Annotated in this window: 24 protein-coding genes and 1 tRNA gene; 14 read left to right on the top strand and 11 right to left on the bottom strand. The window is 34.8% G+C overall.

The window, feature by feature from the left end:
• Nucleotides 1-12: 12 nt before the first annotated feature.
• Both CDH50_RS01590 and tsaB read left to right on the top strand, forming a co-directional pair.
• A complete protein-coding gene (locus CDH50_RS01590; protein ID WP_100610130.1) occupies nucleotides 13-1,338 on the top strand; it encodes a TolC family protein in 1,326 nt (441 codons plus the stop codon).
• A 148-nt stretch (nucleotides 1,339-1,486) separates the two neighbouring features.
• Nucleotides 1,487-2,158: a tRNA (adenosine(37)-N6)-threonylcarbamoyltransferase complex dimerization subunit type 1 TsaB gene (gene tsaB / locus CDH50_RS01585; RefSeq protein WP_100610129.1), complete on the top strand. Its 672-nt coding sequence runs from the start codon at nucleotides 1,487-1,489 to the stop codon at nucleotides 2,156-2,158.
• Here tsaB and CDH50_RS01580 read toward each other — a convergent pair.
• The 4 genes from CDH50_RS01580 to CDH50_RS01565 all read right to left on the bottom strand — a co-directional run bounded on the left by CDH50_RS01580 (nucleotide 2,148) and on the right by CDH50_RS01565 (nucleotide 6,422).
• On the bottom strand, nucleotides 2,148-2,969 hold the full coding sequence (locus tag CDH50_RS01580; RefSeq protein WP_100610128.1) for a mechanosensitive ion channel family protein: 822 nt from the start codon (nucleotides 2,967-2,969) through the stop codon (nucleotides 2,148-2,150). The genes tsaB and CDH50_RS01580 overlap by 11 nt on opposite strands.
• 68 nt (nucleotides 2,970-3,037) lie before the next feature.
• Nucleotides 3,038-3,376: a DUF1304 domain-containing protein gene (locus tag CDH50_RS01575; RefSeq protein ID WP_262496094.1), complete on the bottom strand. Its 339-nt coding sequence runs from the start codon at nucleotides 3,374-3,376 to the stop codon at nucleotides 3,038-3,040.
• A gap of 19 nt (nucleotides 3,377-3,395) precedes the next feature.
• On the bottom strand, nucleotides 3,396-5,507 hold the full coding sequence (locus tag CDH50_RS01570; RefSeq protein WP_232731935.1) for a thioredoxin domain-containing protein: 2,112 nt from the start codon (nucleotides 5,505-5,507) through the stop codon (nucleotides 3,396-3,398).
• 12 nt (nucleotides 5,508-5,519) lie between these two features.
• A complete protein-coding gene (locus tag CDH50_RS01565) occupies nucleotides 5,520-6,422 on the bottom strand; it encodes a NifU family protein (RefSeq protein ID WP_100610126.1) in 903 nt (300 codons plus the stop codon).
• Between the two features lie 161 nt (nucleotides 6,423-6,583).
• On the opposite strand from CDH50_RS01565, the gene CDH50_RS01560 reads away from it, so the two are divergent.
• Nucleotides 6,584-7,588 (top strand): PorP/SprF family type IX secretion system membrane protein, encoded by a 1,005-nt coding sequence (locus CDH50_RS01560; RefSeq protein WP_100610125.1) that lies wholly within the window; start codon nucleotides 6,584-6,586, stop codon nucleotides 7,586-7,588.
• Between the two features lie 7 nt (nucleotides 7,589-7,595).
• Here the strand turns inward: CDH50_RS01560 and CDH50_RS01555 are convergent, their stop codons facing one another.
• Nucleotides 7,596-8,024: a YybH family protein gene (locus CDH50_RS01555; RefSeq protein ID WP_100610571.1), complete on the bottom strand. Its 429-nt coding sequence runs from the start codon at nucleotides 8,022-8,024 to the stop codon at nucleotides 7,596-7,598.
• A gap of 208 nt (nucleotides 8,025-8,232) precedes the next feature.
• On the opposite strand from CDH50_RS01555, the gene CDH50_RS01550 reads away from it, so the two are divergent.
• Nucleotides 8,233-8,508 carry a hypothetical protein gene (locus CDH50_RS01550; RefSeq protein WP_100610124.1) on the top strand — a complete coding sequence of 92 codons (276 nt, stop codon included), beginning with the start codon at nucleotides 8,233-8,235 and terminating at the stop codon, nucleotides 8,506-8,508.
• Here the strand turns inward: CDH50_RS01550 and CDH50_RS01545 are convergent, their stop codons facing one another.
• The 5 genes from CDH50_RS01545 to CDH50_RS01525 all read right to left on the bottom strand — a co-directional run bounded on the left by CDH50_RS01545 (nucleotide 8,509) and on the right by CDH50_RS01525 (nucleotide 14,828).
• On the bottom strand, nucleotides 8,509-9,609 hold the full coding sequence (locus tag CDH50_RS01545; protein ID WP_100610123.1) for a DUF4407 domain-containing protein: 1,101 nt from the start codon (nucleotides 9,607-9,609) through the stop codon (nucleotides 8,509-8,511). It lies immediately after the preceding gene.
• 116 nt (nucleotides 9,610-9,725) lie between these two features.
• A complete protein-coding gene (locus CDH50_RS01540; protein WP_100610122.1) occupies nucleotides 9,726-11,966 on the bottom strand; it encodes a M56 family metallopeptidase in 2,241 nt (746 codons plus the stop codon).
• Nucleotides 11,967-11,968: 2 nt separating this feature from the next.
• The gene (locus tag CDH50_RS01535) at nucleotides 11,969-12,334 is read right to left on the bottom strand and encodes a BlaI/MecI/CopY family transcriptional regulator (protein ID WP_100610121.1); all 366 of its coding nucleotides are present in this window, start codon (nucleotides 12,332-12,334) and stop codon (nucleotides 11,969-11,971) included.
• Between the two features lie 212 nt (nucleotides 12,335-12,546).
• Nucleotides 12,547-13,413 (bottom strand): DMT family transporter, encoded by an 867-nt coding sequence (locus CDH50_RS01530; RefSeq protein ID WP_100610120.1) that lies wholly within the window; start codon nucleotides 13,411-13,413, stop codon nucleotides 12,547-12,549.
• A 26-nt stretch (nucleotides 13,414-13,439) separates the two neighbouring features.
• Complete coding sequence (locus tag CDH50_RS01525) at nucleotides 13,440-14,828, bottom strand: dipeptidase (RefSeq protein WP_100610570.1); 1,389 nt, start codon at nucleotides 14,826-14,828, stop codon at nucleotides 13,440-13,442.
• A 101-nt stretch (nucleotides 14,829-14,929) separates the two neighbouring features.
• Here CDH50_RS01525 and CDH50_RS01520 point away from each other — a divergent pair.
• Nucleotides 14,930-15,011, top strand: a tRNA-Leu gene (locus CDH50_RS01520).
• A gap of 87 nt (nucleotides 15,012-15,098) precedes the next feature.
• On the opposite strand, the gene CDH50_RS01515 is transcribed toward CDH50_RS01520, so the two are convergent.
• Nucleotides 15,099-15,479, bottom strand: coding sequence for a Fur family transcriptional regulator (locus CDH50_RS01515; RefSeq protein WP_100610119.1), 381 nt, complete (start codon nucleotides 15,477-15,479; stop codon nucleotides 15,099-15,101).
• Nucleotides 15,480-15,617: 138 nt separating this feature from the next.
• On the opposite strand from CDH50_RS01515, the gene CDH50_RS01510 reads away from it, so the two are divergent.
• The 9 genes from CDH50_RS01510 to CDH50_RS01475 all read left to right on the top strand — a co-directional run bounded on the left by CDH50_RS01510 (nucleotide 15,618) and on the right by CDH50_RS01475 (nucleotide 24,732).
• Nucleotides 15,618-16,532 (top strand): NAD(P)/FAD-dependent oxidoreductase, encoded by a 915-nt coding sequence (locus CDH50_RS01510; RefSeq protein ID WP_100610118.1) that lies wholly within the window; start codon nucleotides 15,618-15,620, stop codon nucleotides 16,530-16,532.
• Between the two features lie 4 nt (nucleotides 16,533-16,536).
• A complete protein-coding gene (locus CDH50_RS01505) occupies nucleotides 16,537-16,848 on the top strand; it encodes a hypothetical protein (protein WP_157804922.1) in 312 nt (103 codons plus the stop codon).
• Nucleotides 16,849-17,100: 252 nt separating this feature from the next.
• On the top strand, nucleotides 17,101-19,464 hold the full coding sequence (locus tag CDH50_RS01500; RefSeq protein WP_100610116.1) for a TonB-dependent receptor: 2,364 nt from the start codon (nucleotides 17,101-17,103) through the stop codon (nucleotides 19,462-19,464).
• A 48-nt stretch (nucleotides 19,465-19,512) separates the two neighbouring features.
• Complete coding sequence (locus CDH50_RS01495; RefSeq protein WP_157804921.1) at nucleotides 19,513-20,331, top strand: hypothetical protein; 819 nt, start codon at nucleotides 19,513-19,515, stop codon at nucleotides 20,329-20,331.
• Nucleotides 20,332-20,399: 68 nt separating this feature from the next.
• Nucleotides 20,400-20,879 (top strand): DUF4625 domain-containing protein, encoded by a 480-nt coding sequence (locus CDH50_RS01490; protein WP_100610114.1) that lies wholly within the window; start codon nucleotides 20,400-20,402, stop codon nucleotides 20,877-20,879.
• 71 nt (nucleotides 20,880-20,950) lie between these two features.
• The gene (locus tag CDH50_RS15075; protein ID WP_157804920.1) at nucleotides 20,951-21,121 is read left to right on the top strand and encodes a hypothetical protein; all 171 of its coding nucleotides are present in this window, start codon (nucleotides 20,951-20,953) and stop codon (nucleotides 21,119-21,121) included.
• A 112-nt stretch (nucleotides 21,122-21,233) separates the two neighbouring features.
• A complete protein-coding gene (locus CDH50_RS15070; protein ID WP_157804919.1) occupies nucleotides 21,234-21,470 on the top strand; it encodes a hypothetical protein in 237 nt (78 codons plus the stop codon).
• 332 nt (nucleotides 21,471-21,802) lie between these two features.
• The gene (locus CDH50_RS01480; RefSeq protein WP_198513416.1) at nucleotides 21,803-22,972 is read left to right on the top strand and encodes an endo-1,4-beta-xylanase; all 1,170 of its coding nucleotides are present in this window, start codon (nucleotides 21,803-21,805) and stop codon (nucleotides 22,970-22,972) included.
• 35 nt (nucleotides 22,973-23,007) lie between these two features.
• Nucleotides 23,008-24,732, top strand: coding sequence for an IlvD/Edd family dehydratase (locus CDH50_RS01475; RefSeq protein ID WP_100610112.1), 1,725 nt, complete (start codon nucleotides 23,008-23,010; stop codon nucleotides 24,730-24,732).
• Nucleotides 24,733-24,815 lie beyond the last annotated feature (83 nt).

The raw sequence follows: 24,815 nt of genomic DNA, 5'->3' as shown, positions 1-24,815 counted from the left end.
ATTATGAATCAGATGAAAAATTACATTATAGTTAGTGTTTTCTTTATAAGTGCCTTGTGTTTTTCGCAAAAAAAATGGACACTGCAAGAATGCGTGGCGTATGCTTTAGAGAATAATATTTCAGTAAAACAATCTGGTTTAGATGTACAAACTTCTGAGATAAACAAAAAAGATGCTGTTGGTAATTTTTTGCCAAGTTTAAGCGCATCATCATCTTATTCTTGGAGTATTGGTCTAACTCAAAATCCAGTAAGTTTTGATGCTGTTACAGCAACATCCAATACGCTTTCGGGTAATATAAATTCCAATATTACCATTTATGATGGTTTAAGAAATTTGAATCAGTTGTACCGTTCTAGATTAGAAATTGTAGCAAGTCAATATCAACTAGATAAAATGAAGGATGATATTTCCCTTATGGTTGCTAATTCATTTTTACAAATTCTTTTCAATAAGGAACAATTAAAAGTGTTACAAGCACAGCAAGCCGTTTCATTACAGCAATTAGAGCGAACCCAAAGTTTAGTTGACAGCGGTTTATTGCCAAGAGGGGATTTACTTGAGGTTCAAGCAACCATTGCATCCCAAGAACAACAAATTGTAAATGCAGAAAATGCCATTTTATTGTCAAGGGTAAGCTTGGCACAAACATTATTGATTAAGGATTATCAAAATTTTGACACCGCTGATATCGATTATGATGTGCCAATGACCAATATTTTAAATGAAACTCCTGAAACTATTGTTAGCAAAGCGAAGGAAGAACGTTATGAAATTAAAATAGCAGAAGCCAATACGAAAATAGCAGATTATAATTTGGAAATTGCAAAGGGAGCTTTCCAGCCAACATTAAGTGGCTTTTATAGTTTTGGAACTAATTATTTCACTTCGGAATTATTTGATACGCAACCTTTTGATGTTCAAGTTTCTAATAACAAGCGTCATAATTTTGGGTTTCAATTAAGCATTCCAATATTCAATCGTTTTTCTACAAGTAATAATGTAAGCAGAAGTCGTATAAATTTAGAACGATCTAAATTTCAATTAGAGCAAGCTAATTTGGATTTGGAAGCCAATGTTTATCAAGCCTTTAATGATGCTAAAGGTGCCATGAAAGCTTATGAGGCTGCCCAAAAGACGGTAACAGCACGTCAAGAAGCTTATAATTATTCGCAAGAGCGTTACAATGTTGGCTTGTTAAATGCATTTGACTTCAGTCAATCCCAAAATCAGTTAGAAGCTGCTCAAAGTGATGTGGTTAGAACCAAATACGATTATATATTTAAACTAAAAGTGTTGGAGTTCTATTTTGGGATTCCTATCTCAGAATTGGATTAATCATAGTTTAACAATTATTGTTCTTTTGTTTATAATTGCTTTATTCTTACGGATAAAGCAATTATAGTTTAATATCACTAGATACAATTTTTGTTTTTAAGACAAAAGTTTTAGACTTTTACATGGAAAAAAATAACAATAGATTAATTTGGCTTTAATACTAAATATTGAAACAGCAACGACCAATTGTTCGGTTTCGATTTCTAAAGAAGGTAAAACAGTTTTCTTAAAAGAAGATAATAACAAGAATTATTCGCATGCCGAAAGTTTGCATGTCTTTATTGATACTGTTTTAAAAGAATCAAATACTAAGTTAATTGATATTGATGCTATTGCGGTAAGCAAGGGGCCAGGGTCTTATACGGGGCTTCGTATTGGTGTTTCTGCCGCAAAAGGGCTTTGTTTTGCTTTAAATAAGCCGTTGATTTCGGTCCCAACGCTTCTAGCTTTAGCACATCAGGTTAAAATTACCGAAGGGATTATCATTCCTATGCTTGATGCCAGACGTATGGAAGTATATTCGACTATTTTCAATTCAGATTATAGCCAAATTAGGGAAACTGAAGCACAGATTCTAGACGACAATGCGTTTAAAGATTATTTGGAAAAAGGAAAAGTCTATTTTGTTGGTAATGGTGTTGAAAAAGCCAAAGATATTATCATGCACCCCCATGCTATTTTTATAGATGATACATTGCCCTCTGCAAACGAGATGGGTTTGTTATCTTATGATAAGTTCAAAATAAGCGACTTTGAAGATGTCGCTTATTTTGAACCTTATTACTTAAAAGACTTTGTAGCTTTAAAAGCTAAATTTTAGCTCCCTTTTTTACTTCAACTTGATGTGGGTAAGGTATTTCTATGCCAGCAGCATCAAGAGCCTCTTTAACGCTTTCAGTTATTTCGAAATAAACGGCCCAATAGTCCTCAGATTTGCACCAAGGCCTAACCGCAAAATTAACCGAACTATCAGCCAATTCTAAAACATTTACGGTTGGTTCGGGAGTTTCTAAAACTTTAGGGGTTTGCTTTAAAACCGTCATTAAAACTTCTTTTGTTTTTTTAATATCGGACTCATAACCAACACCAAAAACCAAATCGACTCGTCTAGTGCCCTCAGTTGTGTAATTAATAATATTACCGTTTGATAAAGCACCATTTGGAATGATTATTTCCTTGTTGGAAAGCCCAATTAATTTTGTGGTAAATATTTCAATTTGTTTCACCGTACCAAGTTCACCTTGCGCTTCTATAAGATCGCCTATTTTAAATGGTTTGAAAATCATAATCAATACACCTCCGGCAAAATTACCTAAAGAGCCTTGAAGTGCCAAGCCAATGGCTAAACCCGCTGCTGCAATAACGGCAGCAAAAGAGGTTGTTGAAACGCCAAGTGTTCCTAACAACGTAATAATAAGCAGTGCTTTTAATGACCAATTTAAAAGGTTTATTAAAAATTTTTGTAGGCTTACATCGTAATTACTTTTTGCCATCACTCTACGGCTAGCTTGGAGAATTTTTTTTATAACCCAAGCACCCACAATCCATATAATAATGGCACCTATAATTTTCATGCCATATTCTGTAGCTAATACAACCAGTCTTTCTGTTTCAATACTTTCTAAATTCATAAATGTTTGTTTTTAATATATGCTAGCACATAATACAATTTTCTTCTTAAAAAGGGGAATCAAAAAGGTTAAATAATGTTAATAATGAGAGATAATATACCAAGGATTGCTGGTATGGCTTGAAGATAAAATAGTTTGATTTTTTTGGTAGAATAAGCACCATAAATACCCGCAATGGTAACACAAGAAAGAAAAAATAAAGCGATTTTAATATCGTTTTCTATAATTGAAAAAATTAATCCAGCCGACAAAAATCCATTATATAATCCTTGGTTTGTAGCCAGTACTTTAGTGTCTTCAGTAAATTGTTTTGACTTCAATCTGAACGCTTTTATGCCTTTTGGTTTGGTCCAAAAAAACATTTCAAATATCAAAAAATAGAGATGTTCTAAAGCAACAAATACGATTAAAAAATGCTTAAAAAACTCATTCTTTTAGAAACTCTAAAGCTTTATTAACGTCTTTAACAGGTAGTTTACAGGCTTTGTTTACGCAAACGTAAATAAATGTTTCTTGCGGATTGTATCTGCTTTCCAATAATGGCATATTGTTTTCGGTAGTGCTAGCAGCAATTAATTTATTGGGCACGTAATGTTTATTTAACTCGGCTAATTTTTGTCTAGCGTCTTTGCCTACTATGGCAACTTCATAATACGGACTGGCATAATTCAGCATCAAATCAAACCAATTGGAGTAACCTGTTGGATATTCCATCATTTCTGGTTTTACGTTGTTTAACATCGTCATTGCCGTTTTTGAGAAATGCTCATTATCAAAATAATGTGATAATTTAAACAAGTTTTTAGCCATTATGGAATTACTAGCAGGAATCACATTGTCACGATATTCAATGCTTCTGGATACTAAAGAGGCATCACTATTTGACGTGAAAAAAAACATTTTACTGGTTTCATCAAAAAAGTGATCGAAGCTGTAATTGGCTAAATCTCTAGCGGTTTTTAAATAGGTTTCATTTAAAGTATTTTCATAAAGCGTAATAAAAGCATCAATGGTAGCCGAATAATCTTCCAAATAACCGTTTATGGTGCTTTTACCATTTTTATAATTATGGTTTAAACCACCATCTTTACGAAGTTGTGTGCTTAATATAAATTTGGCATTTTTTTCAGCAGCTTCTAAATAGTCTTTGTTTCCCAAAACTCTGTAAGCATCTATATAACCTTTAAGCATTAAGGCGTTCCATGAAGTTAATGTTTTATCATCAAGTCTTGGTTTTGGTCTTTTATTCCGAACGGCCAAAAGCGTTTTTTTCCACTGTTGTTTCTTTTCCGTTAATTGGTTTTCAGTAAGGGCGTATTTTTTAGTAATGGAAGCGTCATCATCTTTGCGGATTAATACATAATTATCATGTTCCCAAAGGCCGTAATCATTAACATTATAATATCCTGAAAACAAATCAAAATCGTCTTTAAGTAGCGTTTTTAGTTCATCTTTAGTCCAAACATAAAAAGCGCCTTCTTCTAATTTTCCTTTGGCATTGTTGCTGTCCGCATCTAGTGATGAATAAAAGATACCATTGCTTCCGGTCATGTCATTTTTTACATATTCTAGAGTTTCTTCAACAACCTTTTTGTAAAGTTCATTTTTGGTGATAAGATACGCATCGGCATATAAACTCACCAATTGTGCATTATCATACAGCATTTTTTCAAAGTGGGGCACATGCCATTTTTCATCAACCGAATATCTTGAAAAACCACCACCCACATGATCATAAACACCGCCATAAGCCATTTTGGTTAGCGTAAAATTTACAAATTCCTGTAATTTTTTATCATTATTTTGGTAAGCTTGCCTCATTAAAAAATGATAGTTGTTAGGCATCATGAATTTTTGCGTTGCCTTTGTGCCACCATGGTTGTAATCGAAATTTTCCTCCCAATTTTTAAGGGCATCATTTATAAAAGACGTTTCAAAAATCGGTTCGTCTGTGTTTAAATTAACAACATCTAAAGACTTAATGCCCTGCGATAATTTGTCTGCATAGTCATAAAGTTTGTTAGGGTTTTCAGCGTATAATTTAGAAATCTGGTTTAAAATATCTACCCATTGTTCTTTTTTGAAATACGTGCCGCCCCAAACTGGTCGTCCATCAGGTAAGGCAATCACATTTAAAGGCCAACCGCCGCTACCAGTCATAAGTTGTACCGCACTCATGTAAATTTGGTCAACGTCAGGGCGTTCTTCTCTGTCTACTTTTATATTGATGAAATTTTTATTCATCACTTGCGCCACCAAACTGTCCTCAAAGCTTTCGTGTTCCATAACATGGCACCAATGGCATGCGGCATAACCAACGCTAATCAGTATAAGTTTTTTTTCAGACTTTGCTTTCTCCAGTGTTTTGTCGTTCCATGCATTCCAGTTTACAGGGTTGTGCGCGTGCTGTAGTAAGTACGGACTCGTTTCATGTACTAGGTCGTTTGTATATGGATGTGTCATGTCTTTTGAAGTGTCGTTTTTACAACTAAAAAGCAAGATTGTTGAAATTACTAAAATGTAGAATGATTTTTGCATTATGTAAAGAAATTAACCGTTAATGGCTTCTACTGTTTCAACTTTGCCTTGTAGCATTTCTTTGAGCATATTTTCAATACCGCTTTTTAAAGTATATGTTGAAGATGGACAACCACTACAAGCGCCTTGAAGCAGCACGCTTACTTTTTTAGACATGGCATCATAAGAAATAAACTGAATATTTCCTCCATCACTAGCCACAGCAGGTTTTACGTATTCTTCCAGAATGTTTATTATTTCTTTAGAGGTATCGTCAAGAGATTCAAAATACGCATCTACTTGTTTTGTTGATTTCTGTAACTTTTCAGCAGCTCCAGGCAATACAATGTCTTTCCCTTGTTCAATATAACTCCTTATAAATTCGCGTAATTGCACGGTGATATCTTGCCATTCTGCAATATCATATTTTGTTATTGAAATATAATTCTCATCAAAAAAAACATTCTTAACAAATGGAAAATGGAACAATTCCTTAGCCAATGGCGAAAATTTGGTTTCATCTATAGAAGTGAATTCAAATAAAGTTGTTACTAATTTTTTATTGGCAACAAACTTCATCACAGATGGGTTTGGTGTACTTTCTGCATATACTGTAACTGGTGTTTTTTTAGAAACAGCGGTTTCTTCAATAATAACGCCTCCATCATTTAAATAATCTGCTATCTGTTCAGCAATTTCATCCTGCACATCTTCCCATTCTACAATATTGTAGCGTTCTACAGCAATAAAATTGCTAGAGATATACACCTTTTTTACAAAAGGTAAATAAAATAATTGTTGTGCTAATGGCGACGGTTTCGCTTCATCTATGTTGTTGAATTCAAAACTTTGGTTTTTGGTAATGAATTGATTAAGTTCGAACTTGATGATAGCTTTATTGGAAGTTTCCTGTATTGAAACGGTAAAAGTGTTCATTTTAGCTTTTTTTTGTAAAAATACTAAAAGAAAACTATAGTTATGTATATATTTGGGTTTTGTTGCTCTTTATAAGGCATGATTAATAGTGGTATTTTTTGTTTTAATTTATTGATAATCAAAGCAATAGTATCCATATAAAACCTACTTAATAATAGTTTATGAAGTTTAAATATTGTTTTATTTTGGTAATAACCCTTTTGGGGGCACTTAAAACCCAAGCCCAAGAAGGGTTGCCTATTTATACAGACTATTTAACAGATAATTATTATTTAATCCATCCATCCATGGCTGGTGCTGCTAACTGCGCCAAGGTGCGTTTAACGGGTCGCCAACAATGGTTTGGTCATGAAGATGCACCAAAACTTTTAACGTTGAGCATGAATAGTAGAATTGGGGATACACCTTCTGCTATTGGAGGTATTTTATATACTGATAAAAACGGCTACCATTCTCAAACAGGTGCTTATGTAACCTATGCGCATCACTTGATGTTTTCTAGGTCTGAAGTCGATTTAAATCAGTTATCATTTGGTTTAAGTGTTGGTTTTATTCAATACAGATTAGATGAAACATCATTTCCGCAAGATGGTTTCGACCCTATCATTGATGGTGTTGTGCAAAGTGAAACCAATCTTAACATGGACTTTGGTTTTTCGTATAATTATTTAGATTTCTATGCCCACGGAACGGTTAAAAATCTATTGAAAAACTCAGGTATTAACAACGATATTGAAATTACAAGTAATCTGAGAAGGTATTTATTATCTGCGGGCTATGTTTTTGGAAAGTATGGAAGTGACTGGACTTATGAGCCGTCTTTAATGTTTCAATACAAAGAAGGTACGCAGGAGTCCTCTATAGATATAAACGCCAAAGTTTATAAAACAACGCAGTTTGGAACCCTTTGGGGGGGCTTGTCTTACCGTCAAAGTTTAGATGGTGCTCAATATCTAACAAATTCTGGAGCCATTGCTAGCCAAAAATTACAAAATATAACGCCTATCATTGGCGTAAATTACGATCAGTTTATGTTCGCTTATAACTATACTTACCAAACCAATTCTGTGGTATTTACCAATGGTGGGTTTCATCAATTAACCCTAGGGTATAACTTTAATTGTAGAAAGGTACGATACGATTGTAATTGTCCTGCTGTAAATTAAAAAAATCTTAGTTGGAGGTATCAACAACAATCTTCCAATCATTTTCTATTTTCCTAAAAAGTAACATAAAAAAACCATCGATATTCCCTGCGTTTCGTTTTATATGGTACTCTCCCAAAACATAATAGTTACCATCACTAATTTTTGAGATATCGTTTACTTTATAGCTTAATATGCCTGTGTGGTCTTTATCTGGATAGTTTCTTCTGTATTTTTCAAACAGATTATCCCAACCCCGTGTGATACCATTTGGGCCATATAATTTAAGGGAATCGTTTTTCCAAAAACCTTCCATATAGCCTTCCAAATCATCATTGGACCAAGCGATTCTTTGGTCTTTTAAAACAGTAAGAATATCCTTTTTGTCTTTCTCTTCAGTTTGTGCAATACCATTGTAAAATGATAAAATAAAGAATAGGAGTAAAAACTTTTTCATGGCTGATTTTAATATTTGTTGAGGTAAAAATAATAAAATCAAACTTTTAAAGTAGCTGTATATCGATTTATTTGACAGATTTAAATTGTTCGACTAATGTAGTTTTAGCTTCATCGATTAAATTGGTTTAAGTTTATTTTTAAATATATATTTATATGATAATCAATTAATAGCACTGATTTATTGTTTAATATTTAAAATAAATATTATGAACTTATCAATTAGCAATTACAACAATTTTTTTAAAATGAAAGGAATTCTCGATAGAAATACCATACATGTGTTTCATGACGAATTCAGGAATATTTTTAGAGAAGTAAACGCTCTCACCATAAATATTGAGGATATTGTGAGTATGGACAAATATGGTGTTAATGCCATGGCAGAGCTTCATAATCAAGCGATTATTAAAAACAAAAAGTTTACTATTATTGGCAATGGTTGTGAGGATTTATACCATCATTTTAGATCGGAAGCCGCTTAATCACAGTACATTTTTTTGTTGTTTAAAGAACGCATCGGCTTGAAGCTGCATAAGTTCTCTAGCCGTTTTGCGTTTATAATTGTATAATTCGTCTTCGTTTTCAATATCCTTGTAAATTCGGTCGTTGATGGCGAAATCGGTTTTAAGCATCGCTTCTCGTTGGTTTTTGTTTTGAAGCACATTTGATTTAATGGCAGTTTCTTGGTCTTCCAATTTAAAATCGTAGGCACTTTTAGGTGATAAAAGTTTCGCAAAAATAGGCGAGGTTTCAATGGCTAAGAATAATAGAAAAATAAAGAACGACGGTAACCAAGGCAATTCGCCAAGTGCGTTAACCCGTGCCATTAAACCATCAAAATTATTGATGATAGGTTGTGTTTTTTGTACTTCGGTGTCATAAGTGTTTTTTAAATCTGTTTTTTGAACTTCAAAAGCGTCCATTTTTAATTTGTTATCTGCTTTTAATTGTTGTAATTCTGCTAATAAGGCATCATGTTTGTCTCGTTTTTCTTGATAAACAGGTCCTTTGCCCAATAGTTTGGTGCCTGCGGTTCCTTCCGCTTCTGCTATGTAGGTATCGTACAACGCATTCACTTCCGCTTCTTTAGTAGCAATCTCTTGTTGAAGGGATTTAATATCATCATCCAAACCCGTAATGGTTGGCGTGAATTGTTCAGCAATCTGGTTTTTATTGGCAAGCGTTAAGTCGTTTTTTTGTTCTAATAGCACCTGATTGATTTCCTTTTCAAAAATTTTAAGTTCCAAAGGTTTTGAAATCACCACAGCAATAATCACAGCCAATATAATTCGAGGTGTGGCTTGTATGAATTCATCCATAAAATTGCCTGTTTTTTTAATGGTAGACACGATAAAACGGTCTAAATTAAAAATGAGAAATCCCCATATAAGTCCGAAAAATATGGACGAATACAGATTATCAAAAACCGTATAAAGCGCATAACTGGCCGCTATAAAAGCCATAACGGCTGTAAAGAAAACGGTGGCGCCAATACCGGCATATTTATTTTGTTCGCCTTTAGAACAGCTTTCTAAAATATCGGTGTCTGAACCCGAGCAAATAATGAAGAATTGCTTTAACATAACGTTTGTGATTTGATTGATTGGTTATTAGAACGTTAAAGTATGCTAAATGTTACATAATGGGTAAAAAAAACAGCCAAGGGTTAAGCTTGGCTGTGGGTTTATTTTTAAGATTATTAATTTTTTGCAGGTGGCGGTGGAGGCGGGGGCAACACATTCTCTTTTCCCAAAAGTTTTTGATACGAGTTATATAATTCCATAACCTCTTTATACTGTTTTTTTAAATCATCAAGGTTTCCTTTTTTCTCTTTAAAATAACCTTGCATGGCTTCTCCATAAATATGTGCTTTTCCCAAAAATTTTTTTCTGGCTTCCAATGATTCTTTTGAATGGTCATCTGTTTCTTTTTCAACTGGCGGCGGTGGTGGCGGAATAGAATCATTAGGAATTTCAACGATTTCTATAGTTTCGCCTGATTTAGACTTTATTTTTCTCAAAGCTTCAGGATGTTCTTTCAAGTAATCATCAATTATTTTTTTATTAGCCTTTTGTTCTTGTGAACTCATTGGCATTTCAATAACTTTTTGTTGAGATTTAGTTATATTTATTTTTAAAAACACCGATTCTCTTAAAATTGATTTAACTCGAGTTAAAACTTCATCCGGAGCTTCATAACTTACTAAGTTTACTGCAATTTTTTCTTTTTCTTCTTTGGTTAGGTCTTTAGTTAAGTCGTTTAAAAACCCTTTAAGGTCTCTAATTTGAACTATATTTTTGTTTACAATAAGAATTCCTATTTCATTTATTGCAATATAAATATCATTTCCGTTTTTTGCTTTTTGTTGATAAGGCTGAGGTGGTGGCGCTACGGTTAAAAAATCAGGAAACGATTCATTCTCTTTTTTCTGTTCATCAGTCATTAAGCCATAGATGTATTCAATACGATTTTTATCCTTTACTTTAATGATGCGTTCCTTTTCTGGTTTAGAATTGAGTTGTTTAATTAGGTTATTATATTCTTCAATTTCCTCTTGTGAAGCACCCTTTAATAATTCTTTTTTAATTTCGTCTAAAACAGAATGATCTTTTTCTGCATTAGTAAATGCCGTATCAAACCCTTTTTCTGTATATAAATGATTTTGATAAGGCTGGGGAAATTTTTCGCTTCTTGCATTGTCATGCACAAAACTGTTAGTGAAGTATTTAATATCTGAAGCATTGTAATTATTCAGTTCTGAATTTTTCACATGAGTTCCGTCAATCCAAATTGCGAATTTGTTTGAGTCTTTCCAAGAATTGAATTCTGCTTCAGTAGGCGTTTTTGGTTTTATATTCGAGAGATTGGAAATAATATTTTCAGGATATTTTTTTACTGAATTACGTTGCTCCTCGGTCATTAAATCATAAATAGCTACGGCTCTTAAATATTTAGGATAAATTATCCTGTTTGAACTTTCAAAGTCATTGATGAAGTCTCGATACTCTTTCATCATAGTTTCTGTTACACCATTGGCTAATGTGTTTTGTTGAACAACAAATGGTTTTTCAACAATCTGCTTTTCACTAAAACTGTAAATCAATAGAGCTAGTAAGGGCAATAAAATTAAACTTCGAAGCCAAAAGGCTTGTTTGGATGTGTGTGTTTTCATAACTGTAAATCGTTTTTTGATAGATGAATAATTGATGGCGTTTGCCAATCGAGGTTCTGGTGTATCCCGATAGCTATCGGAAGATGAGAATGCCAATAAAATGTTTTGGTAAGTTGATGAGGCTACACCTTGTTTTAAAACGGCATGGTCTGCCAGAAATTCGTGGTTTAATTTGATACTATGTTTTATGAAATATATTAATGGATTGAACCAAAACAGTATTTGTAATATTTCAATAAAAAGTACATCTAAACTGTGTTTTTGTTTAGCATGGGTTTCTTCGTGAAGCAATACTTCTTTGGGAATTTGATGCATTTCAAACTTGTGTTTATTTAAAAATATGTAACTTAAAAAAGTATGCGGAATGACTAAATCTTGCAGCAACACATTAATGAAACTTTGGTTTTTAAACTTTGGGTTTCGTTTTATTCTATAAATGATTCCTGATAAATTTTTTAAGAATTTAAAGCTAAAAAGCAAAACACCTAAACAGTATATGCTCCATAAAATAATGGGCATATAGTTTATGGGTTTTGCTTTTATTACAGTATGGGTTATGGAGGATTCTTGAAAAAATAAAGGCATTTCTTGTGGAACAACTTCTATATATTCTGTAAAAGTGATTAACGGAATAACGAATGCTAAAACTGCCGAAACCAATAAATAAAAACGTTTGAAAACATGAAAGCTTTCTTTTTCTAATACCAACTTATAAAAGCCATAGAAGATTGCTAAACAGGTGCCCGATTTTAAAATATAGAATTCCATATCTATTTGTTTTTGAGTTCTTTATCTATAAGCATTTTTAAATCTTCCAATTCTTCTTTGGTTAAATTGGTTTCTTTGGTAAAAAACGAAGCGAACTGAGAAGCGCTATCGTTAAAAAAGGTCTTTATAAGGCCGTTTACATGTTTAGAGAAATAATCTTTCTTTTTAACCAACGGGTAATATTCCCTTGAATTTCCATATACATTATAATCAATAAACCCTTTGTCTGTCATGCGTTTTAAAAGCGTTGCCACGGTGGTACTTGCCGGTTTGGGTTCTGGATAAGCCTCAAGCAAGTCTTTCATAAAGGCTTTTTCTAGCTTCCAGAGGTAATTCATTAATTCTTCTTCGGTTTTTGATAATTGCATTCTTCTACAAAATTAGATTATGTTCTACAAACATAGAACAAATATTTTAATTCTACAAGCGTAGAGTAAAAATAATTTTTCTGTCAGTTCGAGTGATGCGAATTAGTAGCATTGTATCGAGAACCGTTAGAAAAGTAAAAACGTGTTCTCGATACAATTTTCACCCATTATTTTTTGGGTGAAAATCACTCGAACTGACAAGATTATTAAAATTAAGAATTCTTTTTTTGAGAACGAATACTCTCAATAACAACGGTTGCTAATATCAGAGAACCACCAATAAATGTGTTGAGGTTAGGAGTTTCATTTAAAAATATGAAAGCCAAAATGATTCCAAAAATGGGTGTAATACTGGTAATAATACTCGCTGTACTTACCGAGAAGTGTTTAAAGCTGCTTACAATCATAGTATGACCAATAGCCGTTGTTAACAATCCTAACATGACTAAAGAAGGAATTTGGTTTGTGATATTTGATATATCCATGAAAAATAACGAGGGAAGCAATAATACACTCAGTATGGAAATTTGATAAAGCATAATACTAGAGCCAGAATAATGGCTGGTTAATTTTTTAGAAATAATATTTCTAATAGAATATAAGAGCGCCGATAATACACCAAACAAAATGGCACCAACATGGGAATTTTCAAGATTAAATTCAGGAGCTAAAATATATAAGCCAACAAGTACCATAAGACTCAAAATAATGTACATTGGGTCGAATTTCACTTTAATAAAAAGAGGTTCTATTAATGCGGTGATCATAGGGTAGGTGAATAACGAGAGCATCCCAATGGCAACATTCGATAATTTTAGGGCGTAGAAATAGGTGATCCAATGGGCACCAAAAAATAAGGCACTGATCAAAATGGTTAAAAAATCCCGTTTCGAATAAATTTTTAGATTAACTTTTTTGAAGTAGCAAAAAGCATATAAAAAGATGCCGCCCAAGATACACCGACACCAAATACTAACCGGCGGCGGTAAGTCTATAAATTTACCTAGTGGACCAGAGGTACTTCCAAATAAGGTGGCTACAAAAAGAAAAATAAGGTTTTTGGTATGTTGGTTTTTCATCTATATGTTTAGCTACAAACCAAAATTTATTTAGAAAGCTCCGTAAAATACTTATAAAACAACGGAATGGTTTCAATGCCTTTTAAATAATTAAAAACACCAAAATGCTCGTTTGGTGAGTGTATGGCATCGCTATCCAGACCAAAGCCCATTAAAATGGTTTTGCTTTTTAATTCTTGTTCAAAAAGCGATACAATAGGAATACTTCCGCCACTGCGTTGTGGAATAGGTGTTTTTCCAAATGTATCTTGATAAGCTTTGCTTGCCGCTTGGTAGCCAATGCTGTCAATAGGCGTCACATAACCTTGTCCGCCATGATGCGGTTTTACGTTTACCTTTACACCTTCTGGAGCCATGTTGGTGAAATGTTTGGTAAATAATTCGGTGATTTCAATCCAATCTTGATGCGGGACTAATCGCATGGATATTTTTGCATAGGCTTTACTGACAATAACCGTTTTGGCACCTTCACCTGTATAACCACCCCAAATACCATTCACATCTAAAGTAGGCCTAATTGAGTTTCGTTCATTGGTGGTATAACCAGTTTCCCCATAAACGGCTTCAATATCCAAGGCTTTTTTATAGTTTTCTAAGTTGAAGGGCGCTTTTGCCATCTCGGCACGTTCTTCTTTTGAAAGTTCTTCAACTTTGTCATAAAACCCAGGGATGGTGATGTGATTGTTTTCATCATGAAGCGATGCAATCATTTTTGTTAAAATATTGATAGGGTTTGCCACGGCACCACCGTATAACCCAGAATGTAAATCACGGTTGGGGCCTGTAACTTCTACTTCTACATAACTCAGTCCGCGTAAGCCCGTAGTGATAGAAGGAATGTCATTGGCAATCATCCCAGTATCGGAAATAAGAATCACGTCATTCTTTAATTTTTCTTGATTGTTTTTCACGAAAACGGCCAGATTTGGACTTCCAACTTCTTCTTCGCCTTCAATCATAAATTTTACGTTACAAGGTAATTGATTGGTTTTTACCATGAATTCCAAAGCTTTCACATGCATATACATTTGCCCTTTATCATCACAAGAACCTCTTCCAAAAATAGCACCATCAGGGTGTAAATCCGTTTTCTTTATGATGGGTTCAAAAGGGGGTGAATCCCATAAATCTAAAGGATCTGCTGGTTGTACATCGTAATGTCCGTAAACTAAAACCGTAGGTAAGTTACTATCAATTATTTTTTCGCCATAAACAATAGGGTTGCCATCTGTTTTACATATTTCAACGGTATCACACCCTGCTTTTTCTAAACTTATTTTTACGGCTTCGGCAGTTTTTAGTAAATCGTTTTTATAAGCGGAATCGGCACTTATCGATGGTATTTTTAAAAGTTCGAAAAGTTCGTTTATAAATCGGTCTTTGTGTTGGTTTATGTAAGATTGAATCTGGTTCATGATGTTTATAAAATTCATTTTTTCAAAAGTATAAAAAAAGAATGTTTTTTAATCTTAGAAGTTTGCCATTTAAAAATCTTGATTATATTTGCAGTCCTTTTGCGGGCGTGGTGGAATTGGTAGACACGCTAGACTTAGGATCTAGTGCCGCGAGGTGTGGGAGTTCGAGTCTCCCCGCCCGTACTAAACAGAAAGCTTCTTGGAAACAAGGAGCTTTTTTTGTTTTAGGAATTTTTGAAAGTGTAATTAAAAGTTTTAAATTTTAAGAAATTAGATGCATATAGAGCATCTTCCTGTAATAAAACCATTGAAATTTTCAAAAGTATATCCTGTCGGCAGCGGAATGTGTACATCGCTTTTTAAACATTCTACCTTTCCACAATTTAAGCAACGAAAGTGAAAATGGGTATGGTTATGTCCATGTTCGTTTTCCGCACAATGACCGCAAAGTGCAAAGTATTGTTTCCCATCGTCTCCAAGGGTTTTATGAACCAAACCATCCTCACAAAAACTATTTAAAACACGATAGATGGTGGCTCGGTCAATAGGCGTATCTATAAGCGTTTCTAACATATCATGGCTTAAAGCGGAGTTTGCTTTTTTTAAAGCATTTAAAATGCCCATTTTAGATTCGGTTTGTCTTCTTTTCATTTTAATACGACATAATCGCAATAAATAAATGCGATTGTGTTGCAATAATACAATTAATTACTATTTTTGACAAAAAATTGAAAGGCTTTATATTGTAATGCCTATAAAAATTGATGAATTAACTATGTTGTTATTGTTATGAAGGAGATTAAAGAATTTGATGTGATTATTATTGGAGGCAGCTATGCTGGGCTTTCAGCAGCGATGTCATTAGGGCGTTCCTTAAGAAACGTTTTAATTATTGATAGCGGTAATCCTTGTAATAAGCAAACACCACATTCCCATAATTTTTTAACCCAAGACGGGAAAACGCCTCTTGAAATAATGACGGTGGCAAAACAGCAAGTAGAACAATACAAAACAGTTCATTTTTTAAATGATATGGCCATTTCTGGTGGTAAAAAAGATGGAGGATTTGAAATAGTAACTGCTTCTGGTAAATCTTTTATTGCTAAAAAGTTGATTTTCGCAACTGGAATAAAGGACATCATGCCAAATATTAAAGGGTTTTCAGAGTGTTGGGGCATTTCGGTTATTCATTGTCCGTATTGCCACGGCTATGAATTTCGTAATCAGAAAACGGCGATTATGGCAAATGGAGAGAAAGCAAATCACTTGGCGCAATTGGTAAACAACCTTACTAAAGATATTACCATTTTAACGCGAGGTGAAGCTGATTTCACTTCAGAACAAATGGAAAAACTTAAAAAACATAACATTAAGATTGTTACTACCGAGATTTCTGAAATAGTTCACGAAAACGGAAACCTAAAGCGCATTGTATTTAAAGACCAAAAAACAGAACCGTTTGATGCCATGTATGCTGGCATTCCTTTTGAACAACATTCTGATATTCCTAAGCATTTGGGCTGTGAAATAACAGAGCAAGGGTATATTCGGGTAGATGATTTTTATAAAACAACTATTGAAGGCGTATTTGCCTGTGGTGATAGCACCAATAGGTTTCGCTCTGTTTCGTTTGCAGTTAATAGTGGCAATGTGACTGGGGCGATGGTGAATATGGAATTAACGGCACAATCGTTCAACAATTAGAAAAGTGATGAAAAATGGTTGGTTAAAAAATAGTATGGCCTTTTTACTCCTAGCTCTTTTTCTTTCAATGAAAATGCTGGGACTTCATGCGCTTTCCCATGAAAATGAGAAGGGCCATGCTGTGCAGTGTGCTATATGTGACCATGTTATTGCAAATAACTTAACTCCGGCACTTACTCCCGATTTGCAGGAATTCATAATTGAAAATACAGAATATATTGTTAGAAGAGAAATAAGCAAAACCTATAATTTTATTATCTCTAATAGTATTGTTTCAAATCAGCTCTTTTCCCGGCCTCCGCCTTTTTTTCTATAATTTTTCCTGTAGATGTATTATTTAAGATTGATTGGGTCAATCAGGTTATAAGTCATTTAAAGTATTTGAATACCAAATGCTTAATGACAAGACAGGTGTGTTGTTTATATCTGTTTCTTGTAATCTGATATAGATGTATCATCAGTAAGAAGTTTTGAGCTTCAACTGATTTCAATCTCATATAATCCCATGTTTAGGATAAATCACGGCCCATGTCTTCGGGCAAGTATTCAAATCTTATAGTATCTCATTATGTTCCATAAATTACTGTGGGCAGGGCTAAGTTTCAGCCTATGCTCGCTATCATTTGCGCAAAAAACCTTTACCATTAAAGGCACCGTTATAAATGCCCAAACCCAAAGCCCTATTGTTGGGGCTACTATTATTGGGGAGGGCTTGTTTGCGGTGTCATCAAACGATGGGGCGTTTACGCTAAAAAATGTAAGTGAAGGGTTTCATACATTTAAAGTAACGCATTTGGGATACACGCCAGAATTTTTCGATTTAGAGGTAAATGGTAATTCCGAAAAAGTGATAGTTGCCTTAAAGGAATCTAACACCGTACTCGAAGAAGTAGAATTACTGGGGAAAACCAAAGAGAAATTAGCAAAAGAACAGCCTTTGGTTACCGTGGAAGCATCCAAAGAGTTTATGGAAGCCAACAGGGAAAATAGCTTGATGCAAACCTTGAGTAAAATTCCTGGAGTGAGTGCCATAAATATTGGTTCTGGACAGTCTAAGCCAGTTATTAGAGGACTCGGATTTAACAGGGTAGCCGTGGTTCAAAATGGCATAAAGCATGAAGCCCAACAGTGGGGGAGCGACCATGGTTTAGAAATTGATCAATACGGTATTGAAACCATACAAATCATAAAAGGGTCTGCATCCTTATTATATGGGTCTGATGCCATTGCTGGCGTGGTCAATATTAAACCTTCCGCAGCTCCTTTAGAAAATTCATTTAGTGGAGAAGTGAATCTGTTGGGAGAAACTAATAATAATTTATTCGGAGTTTCAACAGGAATCCAAGCTAGAAAGGAAGAATGGTTTTATAGAGGACGGTTAACCTTTCGTGATTATGGTGATTATAAAGTTCCGACAGATAAGATAAACTATGAAAACTACATTTTTGAACTGCATGAAAACCATTTAAGAAACACCGCTGGCATGGAGGCCAACGCAAGCTTTAGTGTGGGGTATATTGCAGATAATATAAAATCTGAAACCTTTTTTAGTAATGTGTATGCTAAGAACGGATTTTTCGCGAATGCCCACGGTCTTGAAGTGAGAACCTCCAGAATTGACTACGATAGCTCAACCAGAGATGTTGATCTTCCCTACCATAAAGTGAATCATTTCAAAATTACCAACAACACGATTATCACGGCCAATAGGCGTACCTGGTATGTGGAGACTGGTTTTCAAAATAACCACCGTGAGGAACATTCAGAGCCAGTGCCGCATGGGTATATGCCCAAACCCAACGATAGCAAAGAACGGGAGTTTCATAAGAATACCTTTTCCTTAAATATCAGGGATGCTTTCCAAATGAATAAAGAACACATCATTCAGTCGGGCGTGAATTTGGAGTTTCAGCAAAATACTATTGATGGTTGGGGGTTTTTAATTCCAGAATTTAATCGTTTTACGGCTGGCGCATTTGCTTATAACCAATTTGAAATCAATCCTAATTTACATGTTCAGGCGGGTTTGCGTTATGACTTTGGGTTTATAGATACTAAAGCGTACTTTGATTGGTATCCTTCCATCAGAATAAATGAAGATGGTTCAATGTCCTCTATCTATCTGCAAAGAGCACAGGATAAGCGTTTGGATTTTGGCAACGTGAGCGCTTCGGTTGGATTAAGTTACATCCAAAATAATACAACCTATAAAATAAATATAGGCAAAAGCTTTAGAATGCCTTTGGCAAATGAATTGGCTTCCGATGGGGTTAACTATCACATGTATCGCTATGAGCGAGGCAATCTTGATTTAGATGCTGAAGAAACCTATCAATTGGATATTGATATAGACCATACCGTTAAACAATTTAGTGTGGGGATAAGTCCGTTTGTGAATCTATTTGACAATTTCATCTATTTAAACCCGACCCCAAATTACTTTGAAACTTTGCAGATATATGAGTACACCCAAAGCAAGGTTTTTAGGATGGGCGGTGAAGTGAGAGCTAGTACCACTGTGTTTCATGATCTACAATTGGATGCCTCTGTAGAGTATGTATATTCCAGACAAACAAGTGGTGCAAAAAAGGGCTTTACATTGCCTTTTTCACCGCCGTTGTCCACCTTATTTTCCGCAAGCTATCAGTTTAAAAAGTTTTTATTCTTTGAAAAACCGCAACTCATCGTGGATTACAGGATAACGGCTGCTCAAGATGAGATTGTTCCGCCAGAAGAAAAAACAGCAGGGTTTCAGGTTTTAAATCTGTCTGTAATGAGTCATTTCAACATGATGAAATCAAACGCTCAATTACGCTTAAAGCTGAATAATGTGTTAGATACCAAATATTTCAATCACACCAGTTTTTACAGACTTATTGATGTTCCCGAAGCGGGGAGAAACATCTCTTTGTCCTTAACCATATCTTTTTAACAAACAAACATTATTAACAATCAAAACAAAAAAATGAAAACAAACTTTATGAAAACAAATTTTAAACTTTTAGCAGTCGCCGCTTTTTTAGGGCTCTTTTTATTCTCTTGTAGCAATGACGACGATGATTTAAATGCGGATATAAATCCGCAAAGATTTGAAAATATTGAAATTGGGAATCTTGATTTTAAAGTGCCGCAACTAAATGTGGATTTGCATACGGTATTTGATTACACGGGAAATAGCAAGGTGAAAAAAATCTACTATGATATTAAACCGGTAAATGTAAGCAACCCTAGTAGTGGAGAGATAAGATGGCAAGTGTTAGACCATTTGGTTCCAGAAGATTATTATGAAGGGCAAATAAATCCGCATGTACATTATCACATATATTTTGACCCTAACAATTTACTTTCCCCAGCATTAAGACCTGCAAAAGGAATTTATAGTTTAAAAATTACGGTTATAGAAGAAGATAATTCTGAAAGTTCCATAACTAAAGAATTTGAGATTGTTAAAAATTTCTCAAATGTTGAGGTTGGGCATGACAATGAAGTAGATGCAGGAAGTGACGATTTACATATAGAATTTGATTATGATGCAGGAAATAATAAAGTTGATGAGGTGAAATTTGAACTATGGTTTGAAGAGTGGCGAGATGGACAAAATGTGCCTGCTGGTAGCTGGGATAATATTGTAGTAACACTTCCTAAAAATCTTTATGAAAATCAAAGCAAGTCTCATATCCATACGCACATGGCTATAAATCCAGATTTTCCAGTAGGAGATTATTGGTTGAACATTTATGTGAAAGAAACAGGTGGAGGCCAACCTTTTAAGCTATCTGTTCCATTTAGTATTCATTAAGGTTAAAATACCAAATCATAATACGCCGCATAGTTTTTTATGAAGCTATGCGGTTTAAAAACAAAAAAATGAAGACAGCATTAAAATATATTTACAGCCTATTTTTATTATTACCCATCGTTTCTTGTTCTAGCGATGATAGCATGGATAAGGATGAAGAAAAACCTACCATTACCATAAATTATGCTGGTGGATTCCCTCAAGCTTGCACGCAATTGCAAAAAGGGGAGACCTACAATTTTAAAGCAAAAGTAACGGACAATAAAGAACTGGCTTCCTATAGCTTGGATATCCACCATAATTTTGATCACCATACCCACGATGACCAAGGAACGCCATGTACTTTAGGCCCTATAAAACAGGCTATCAAACCATTAATATTTATGCAGAACTATAGCATAGAAGGCGGAAAGACCTCTTATGAAATAAACGTGTCTTTAGCAATCCCAAACGATATAGACACGGGAGATTACCATTGCCAATTTTCAGTAATAGACCAAACAGGATGGCAAAGCAGAACATCCATAGATATAAAAATTATTGAGTAATAAAGCATCTAAACCAGACCGTGAAAGACAAGTGGAAATCGCTTGTTCCATCGGTCATAATATTTAAAACTATGGAAGAATCATTAAGTTTTTATGACGTAAAAAGTAAATCAAAGTTTGAATCGAAAGAATACGGGATTCAGCAAAAAAACAACCGCTACTTCGCAGTTGCAAAATCCCCAAACGGCACCCACGACTGTTGGCGAGTATTATCCAAAGAGCAAGGTGAACGGCTTAAGTAGTAATAATACATGTAGCAAAATTAGTGTTCGAAAAGTATCGAACCCGCTTGAAAAGTGGCAATCATTGTTAGGCATTCATCATTGGATTATTCTATGTGAACCAATTGATGAAATGCAAGTTCTAGATGATTTGAAAGGCGATATGCCTGGTCATGAATTCGTGGGAATAGAAATTGATTTCACAAATCGGGTAGGGGTTATTTACCACACCCGACCTTTGCAGGAAGATGATATTGTACATGAATTGTTGCACGTCCGCTTTCCAGATTGGAGCGAACAAAAAGTGGATTATTGGACAAACTTACTTGTAGACCAACCTGATAATGTACTAAAACTAAATGCAGATTAATTAATTTAGAACCGTGAGCAATGAATACATACACAATATCCTTAGCTCAAAGGGAAGTGGTTTTGCCGCTTCCCTAACCGGTTATTTTGTTGACAAATATCATTATGCTTTAATGGCAGTGACTTATTTAATACGATTGTAATTGCAATGCCTTTAACACAATTCACTTTTCATAATTATTTTTAGCAATATTTTGACTTTCTACTTATTAAGTCAATGGAAAACTTAAATGTAGGGTTTGTTTGGCTTAATTTTATTGAAGCTTAAACTTCTACCGTTTGAATTTAATTTTTTTATATTTACGCAAAATCTATTGTGATAATTTCTCTTTTATGAAAATTTCCATATTCTTTTTGATGATTTGTTCGTCCGTATTGATTTTAGTTGGTTGTTCCAACCCTAAAAAAGAGATACCAAGCGAAAATCAAGTAGCCTTAAAAGAAGCTTATAAAGAGGCCTTTTTAATGGGTTGCGCGCTAAATGTTGAGGTGTCTTCTGGACTTGATTCTATATCCCAAAACATCATTGTACAGCAATTTAATAGCATCACGCCTGAAAATGTGATGAAAGCTGAGGTTGTAAATCCAGAACCTGGGGTTTATAATTTTAAAGATGCCGATGATTTTGTGGAATTCGGACAAAAAAACAACTTGTTTATTGTGGGTCATACTTTAATATGGCATAACCAAACACCTGTTTGGTTTTTTCATGACGACAAAGGAAATCCGAATACACCCGAAGCACAAATAGAGCGTTTGCGACAACATATAGAAACCGTTGCTGGTAGATATGCGGGTAAAGTACGGGCTTGGGATGTGGTGAACGAAGTTATTGATAATGATGGTTCTTACAGAAGCGAAACGGCTTGGGTAAAAAGCGTTGGAAATGGTGATGAACTGATAAAAAATGCGTTTAAGTATGCTAGTGAATATGCGCCAAATACCGAATTATATTATAACGATTTTAATGCATGGCGACCAGAAAAAAGAGATGGGATTATGCGCATGGTTAGAATGTTAAAAAAGGAAAATATAAGAATTGATGGTATTGGTATTCAAGGGCATTGGGGATTGAATTACCCAAAAACCGAGTATATTGAAGCTGCCATAGATTCTTTTGCGTCGCTTGGCGTGAAAGTGATGATTACCGAATTGGATGTGGATGTGTTGCCACTAACGAAGGAAGGGCAAATTATTGGTACGGGGATGTTGCATCCTCAGTTTCAGTTGGAAGAATTCAAAACATATTTAGACCCGTATCAACACGGACTTCCAGTAGCGGAAGAAGAAGCATTAGCAAATAGATATGCCGAATTATTTGAAATCTTCTACAGAAAAAGAGATAAAATTGATAGGGTGACGGTATGGGGCTTACACGATGGGATGTCTTGGAAAAATGATTATCCTATTTTTGGCAGAACCAATTATCCGCTATTGTATGATAGAAATAAAAAGCCTAAACCTGCTTTAAATGCTATTTTAAACATTAAAAAAAATAAATAAATCACTAGTTTTTCAAAATTTGTTGTACACGTATTATGAGTGAAGATAAAAAAAAATTAAGAAGCCAAGAATGGTTTGGAGGCAATGATAAAATGGGGTTTGTACACCGTTCATGGTTAAGAAACCAAGGGTATCCAAATGATTATTTTGAAGGCAAGCCCGTGATTGGTATTTGCAATACGTGGTCTGATTTAACGCCATGTAATGGCCATTTACGTGACGTTGCTGAGGTTGTAAAACGTGGTATTCTTGAAGCGGGTGGGTTTCCTTTGGAATTCCCCGTAATGTCTTTAGGCGAAACCATTATGAGACCAACCACGATGTTGTTCCGTAATTTGGCGAGTATGGATACTGAGGAATCTATTAGAGCCAATCCACTAGATGGTATTGTGCTTTTAACAGGCTGTGATAAAACAACACCATCCACCGTTATGGGTGCGTGTAGTGTAGATTTACCAACCATTGTAGTGCCAGGTGGGCCGATGTTAAATGGCAGATTTAGAGGTGAAACCATTGGGTCTGGTTCTTTCAACTGGATGATTAAAGAAAAACAAAAGACACAAGATTTTGATGCGGAAGCGATGCAAGAAGCCGAAATTTGTGCGGCTAGAAGTATAGGTCATTGTAACACGATGGGAACGGCTTCAACTATGGGAACGATGTGTGAAGCATTGGGTTTAACACTTCCGGGCTTTTCATCCATTCCAGCGGCAGATTCCCGTAAAAAAGTGATGCAACAATTATCTGGTCGTCGTATTGTAGAAATGGTGAAAGAAGATTTAACCTTATCTAAAATCCTTACCAGAAAAGCATTTGAAAACGCCATTGTAACCAATGCCGCTGTTGGTGGTTCTACCAATTTAATCATTCACTTAATCGCCATTGCACGCCGTATTGGAGTCGATTTAAAATTAGAGGATTTTGATAGTGTGGGTAGTCAAATACCTTTGTTGGTTAATTTGATGCCATCAGGAAAATACTTAATGGAAGATTTCTTTTATGCAGGAGGCTTGCCTGTAGTTATGAAAGAATTGGGCGATTTATTGCACCAAGACATCATCACAGCAAACGGAAAAACCTTTAAGGAGAATTATGCGAAAGCGATATGCTACAATGAAGAAGTTATTGCCAAAATAGACAAGCCGTTGCAAAAACATGCGGGAATTGCTGTTTTAAAAGGAAATTTATGTGAAAACGGTGCGGTTATTAAGCCTTCGGCAGCAACCAAACGATTGATGAACCATACAGGTAAAGCTGTTGTTTTTGAAAGTATGGAAGATTATCACCATAGAATCGATGACCCGAATTTAGATATTGATGAAGATAGTGTGATTGTACTTAAAGGTGTAGGTCCAAAAGGGTATCCTGGAATGCCTGAAGTGGGGAATGTAGATTTACCTTCAAAATTGATAATGAAAGGGGTGAAGGATATGATTCGTATTTCTGATGGACGTATGAGCGGAACAGCTTATGGAACGGTGGTACTTCACGTATCTCCTGAATCAACCATTGGAGGAACGCTTGCCATTGTTCAAAATGGCGACATGATTACCTTGGATGTGGAGAAAAGATTGTTACAACTTAATATCTCCGATGAAGAAATAGCCAAACGAAAAGCAGCTTGGATAGCACCAGAACCTATGGCGACACGAGGTTATGTGCGTATTTATTTAGACCATGTGGAAGGTGCTGAACTGGGAGCTGATTTAGATGTGCTTGTAGGTGGTTCAGGCTCTAAAGTTGATAGAGATTTGCATTAAATAGAACTGTTGGGTGTAATTAACTAGAATAAATGTCAATGATGTTAAATTTGTCACACTGAGCGCGTCGAAGTGCTTGTTTA

The sequence above is a fragment of the Confluentibacter lentus genome, assembly GCF_002806995.1.
In the GTDB taxonomy this organism is placed as follows: domain Bacteria; phylum Bacteroidota; class Bacteroidia; order Flavobacteriales; family Flavobacteriaceae; genus Confluentibacter; species Confluentibacter lentus.
This window is presented reverse-complemented; position numbering and strand designations above follow the sequence as displayed.

Bases quoted from the DNA above. Each gene is read 5' to 3' on its own strand.
- CDH50_RS01590 (WP_100610130.1), top strand. From the start codon at position 13: ATGAAAAATTACATTATAGTTAGTGTTTTCTTTATAAGTGCCTTGTGT.
- CDH50_RS01580 (WP_100610128.1), bottom strand. From the start codon at position 2,969: ATGAATTTAGAAAGTATTGAAACAGAAAGACTGGTTGTATTAGCTACA.
- CDH50_RS01570 (WP_232731935.1), bottom strand. From the start codon at position 5,507: ATGCAAAAATCATTCTACATTTTAGTAATTTCAACAATCTTGCTTTTT.
- CDH50_RS01565 (WP_100610126.1), bottom strand. From the start codon at position 6,422: ATGAACACTTTTACCGTTTCAATACAGGAAACTTCCAATAAAGCTATC.
- CDH50_RS01560 (WP_100610125.1), top strand. From the start codon at position 6,584: ATGAAGTTTAAATATTGTTTTATTTTGGTAATAACCCTTTTGGGGGCA.
- CDH50_RS01555 (WP_100610571.1), bottom strand. From the start codon at position 8,024: ATGAAAAAGTTTTTACTCCTATTCTTTATTTTATCATTTTACAATGGT.
- CDH50_RS01550 (WP_100610124.1), top strand. From the start codon at position 8,233: ATGAACTTATCAATTAGCAATTACAACAATTTTTTTAAAATGAAAGGA.
- CDH50_RS01545 (WP_100610123.1), bottom strand. From the start codon at position 9,609: ATGTTAAAGCAATTCTTCATTATTTGCTCGGGTTCAGACACCGATATT.
- CDH50_RS01540 (WP_100610122.1), bottom strand. From the start codon at position 11,966: ATGGAATTCTATATTTTAAAATCGGGCACCTGTTTAGCAATCTTCTAT.
- CDH50_RS01535 (WP_100610121.1), bottom strand. From the start codon at position 12,334: ATGCAATTATCAAAAACCGAAGAAGAATTAATGAATTACCTCTGGAAG.
- CDH50_RS01530 (WP_100610120.1), bottom strand. From the start codon at position 13,413: ATGAAAAACCAACATACCAAAAACCTTATTTTTCTTTTTGTAGCCACC.
- CDH50_RS01525 (WP_100610570.1), bottom strand. From the start codon at position 14,828: ATGAACCAGATTCAATCTTACATAAACCAACACAAAGACCGATTTATA.
- CDH50_RS01515 (WP_100610119.1), bottom strand. From the start codon at position 15,479: ATGAAAAGAAGACAAACCGAATCTAAAATGGGCATTTTAAATGCTTTA.
- CDH50_RS01510 (WP_100610118.1), top strand. From the start codon at position 15,618: ATGAAGGAGATTAAAGAATTTGATGTGATTATTATTGGAGGCAGCTAT.
- CDH50_RS01500 (WP_100610116.1), top strand. From the start codon at position 17,101: ATGTTCCATAAATTACTGTGGGCAGGGCTAAGTTTCAGCCTATGCTCG.
- CDH50_RS01495 (WP_157804921.1), top strand. From the start codon at position 19,513: ATGAAAACAAATTTTAAACTTTTAGCAGTCGCCGCTTTTTTAGGGCTC.
- CDH50_RS01490 (WP_100610114.1), top strand. From the start codon at position 20,400: ATGAAGACAGCATTAAAATATATTTACAGCCTATTTTTATTATTACCC.
- CDH50_RS15075 (WP_157804920.1), top strand. From the start codon at position 20,951: ATGGAAGAATCATTAAGTTTTTATGACGTAAAAAGTAAATCAAAGTTT.
- CDH50_RS15070 (WP_157804919.1), top strand. From the start codon at position 21,234: ATGCAAGTTCTAGATGATTTGAAAGGCGATATGCCTGGTCATGAATTC.
- CDH50_RS01480 (WP_198513416.1), top strand. From the start codon at position 21,803: ATGAAAATTTCCATATTCTTTTTGATGATTTGTTCGTCCGTATTGATT.
- CDH50_RS01475 (WP_100610112.1), top strand. From the start codon at position 23,008: ATGAGTGAAGATAAAAAAAAATTAAGAAGCCAAGAATGGTTTGGAGGC.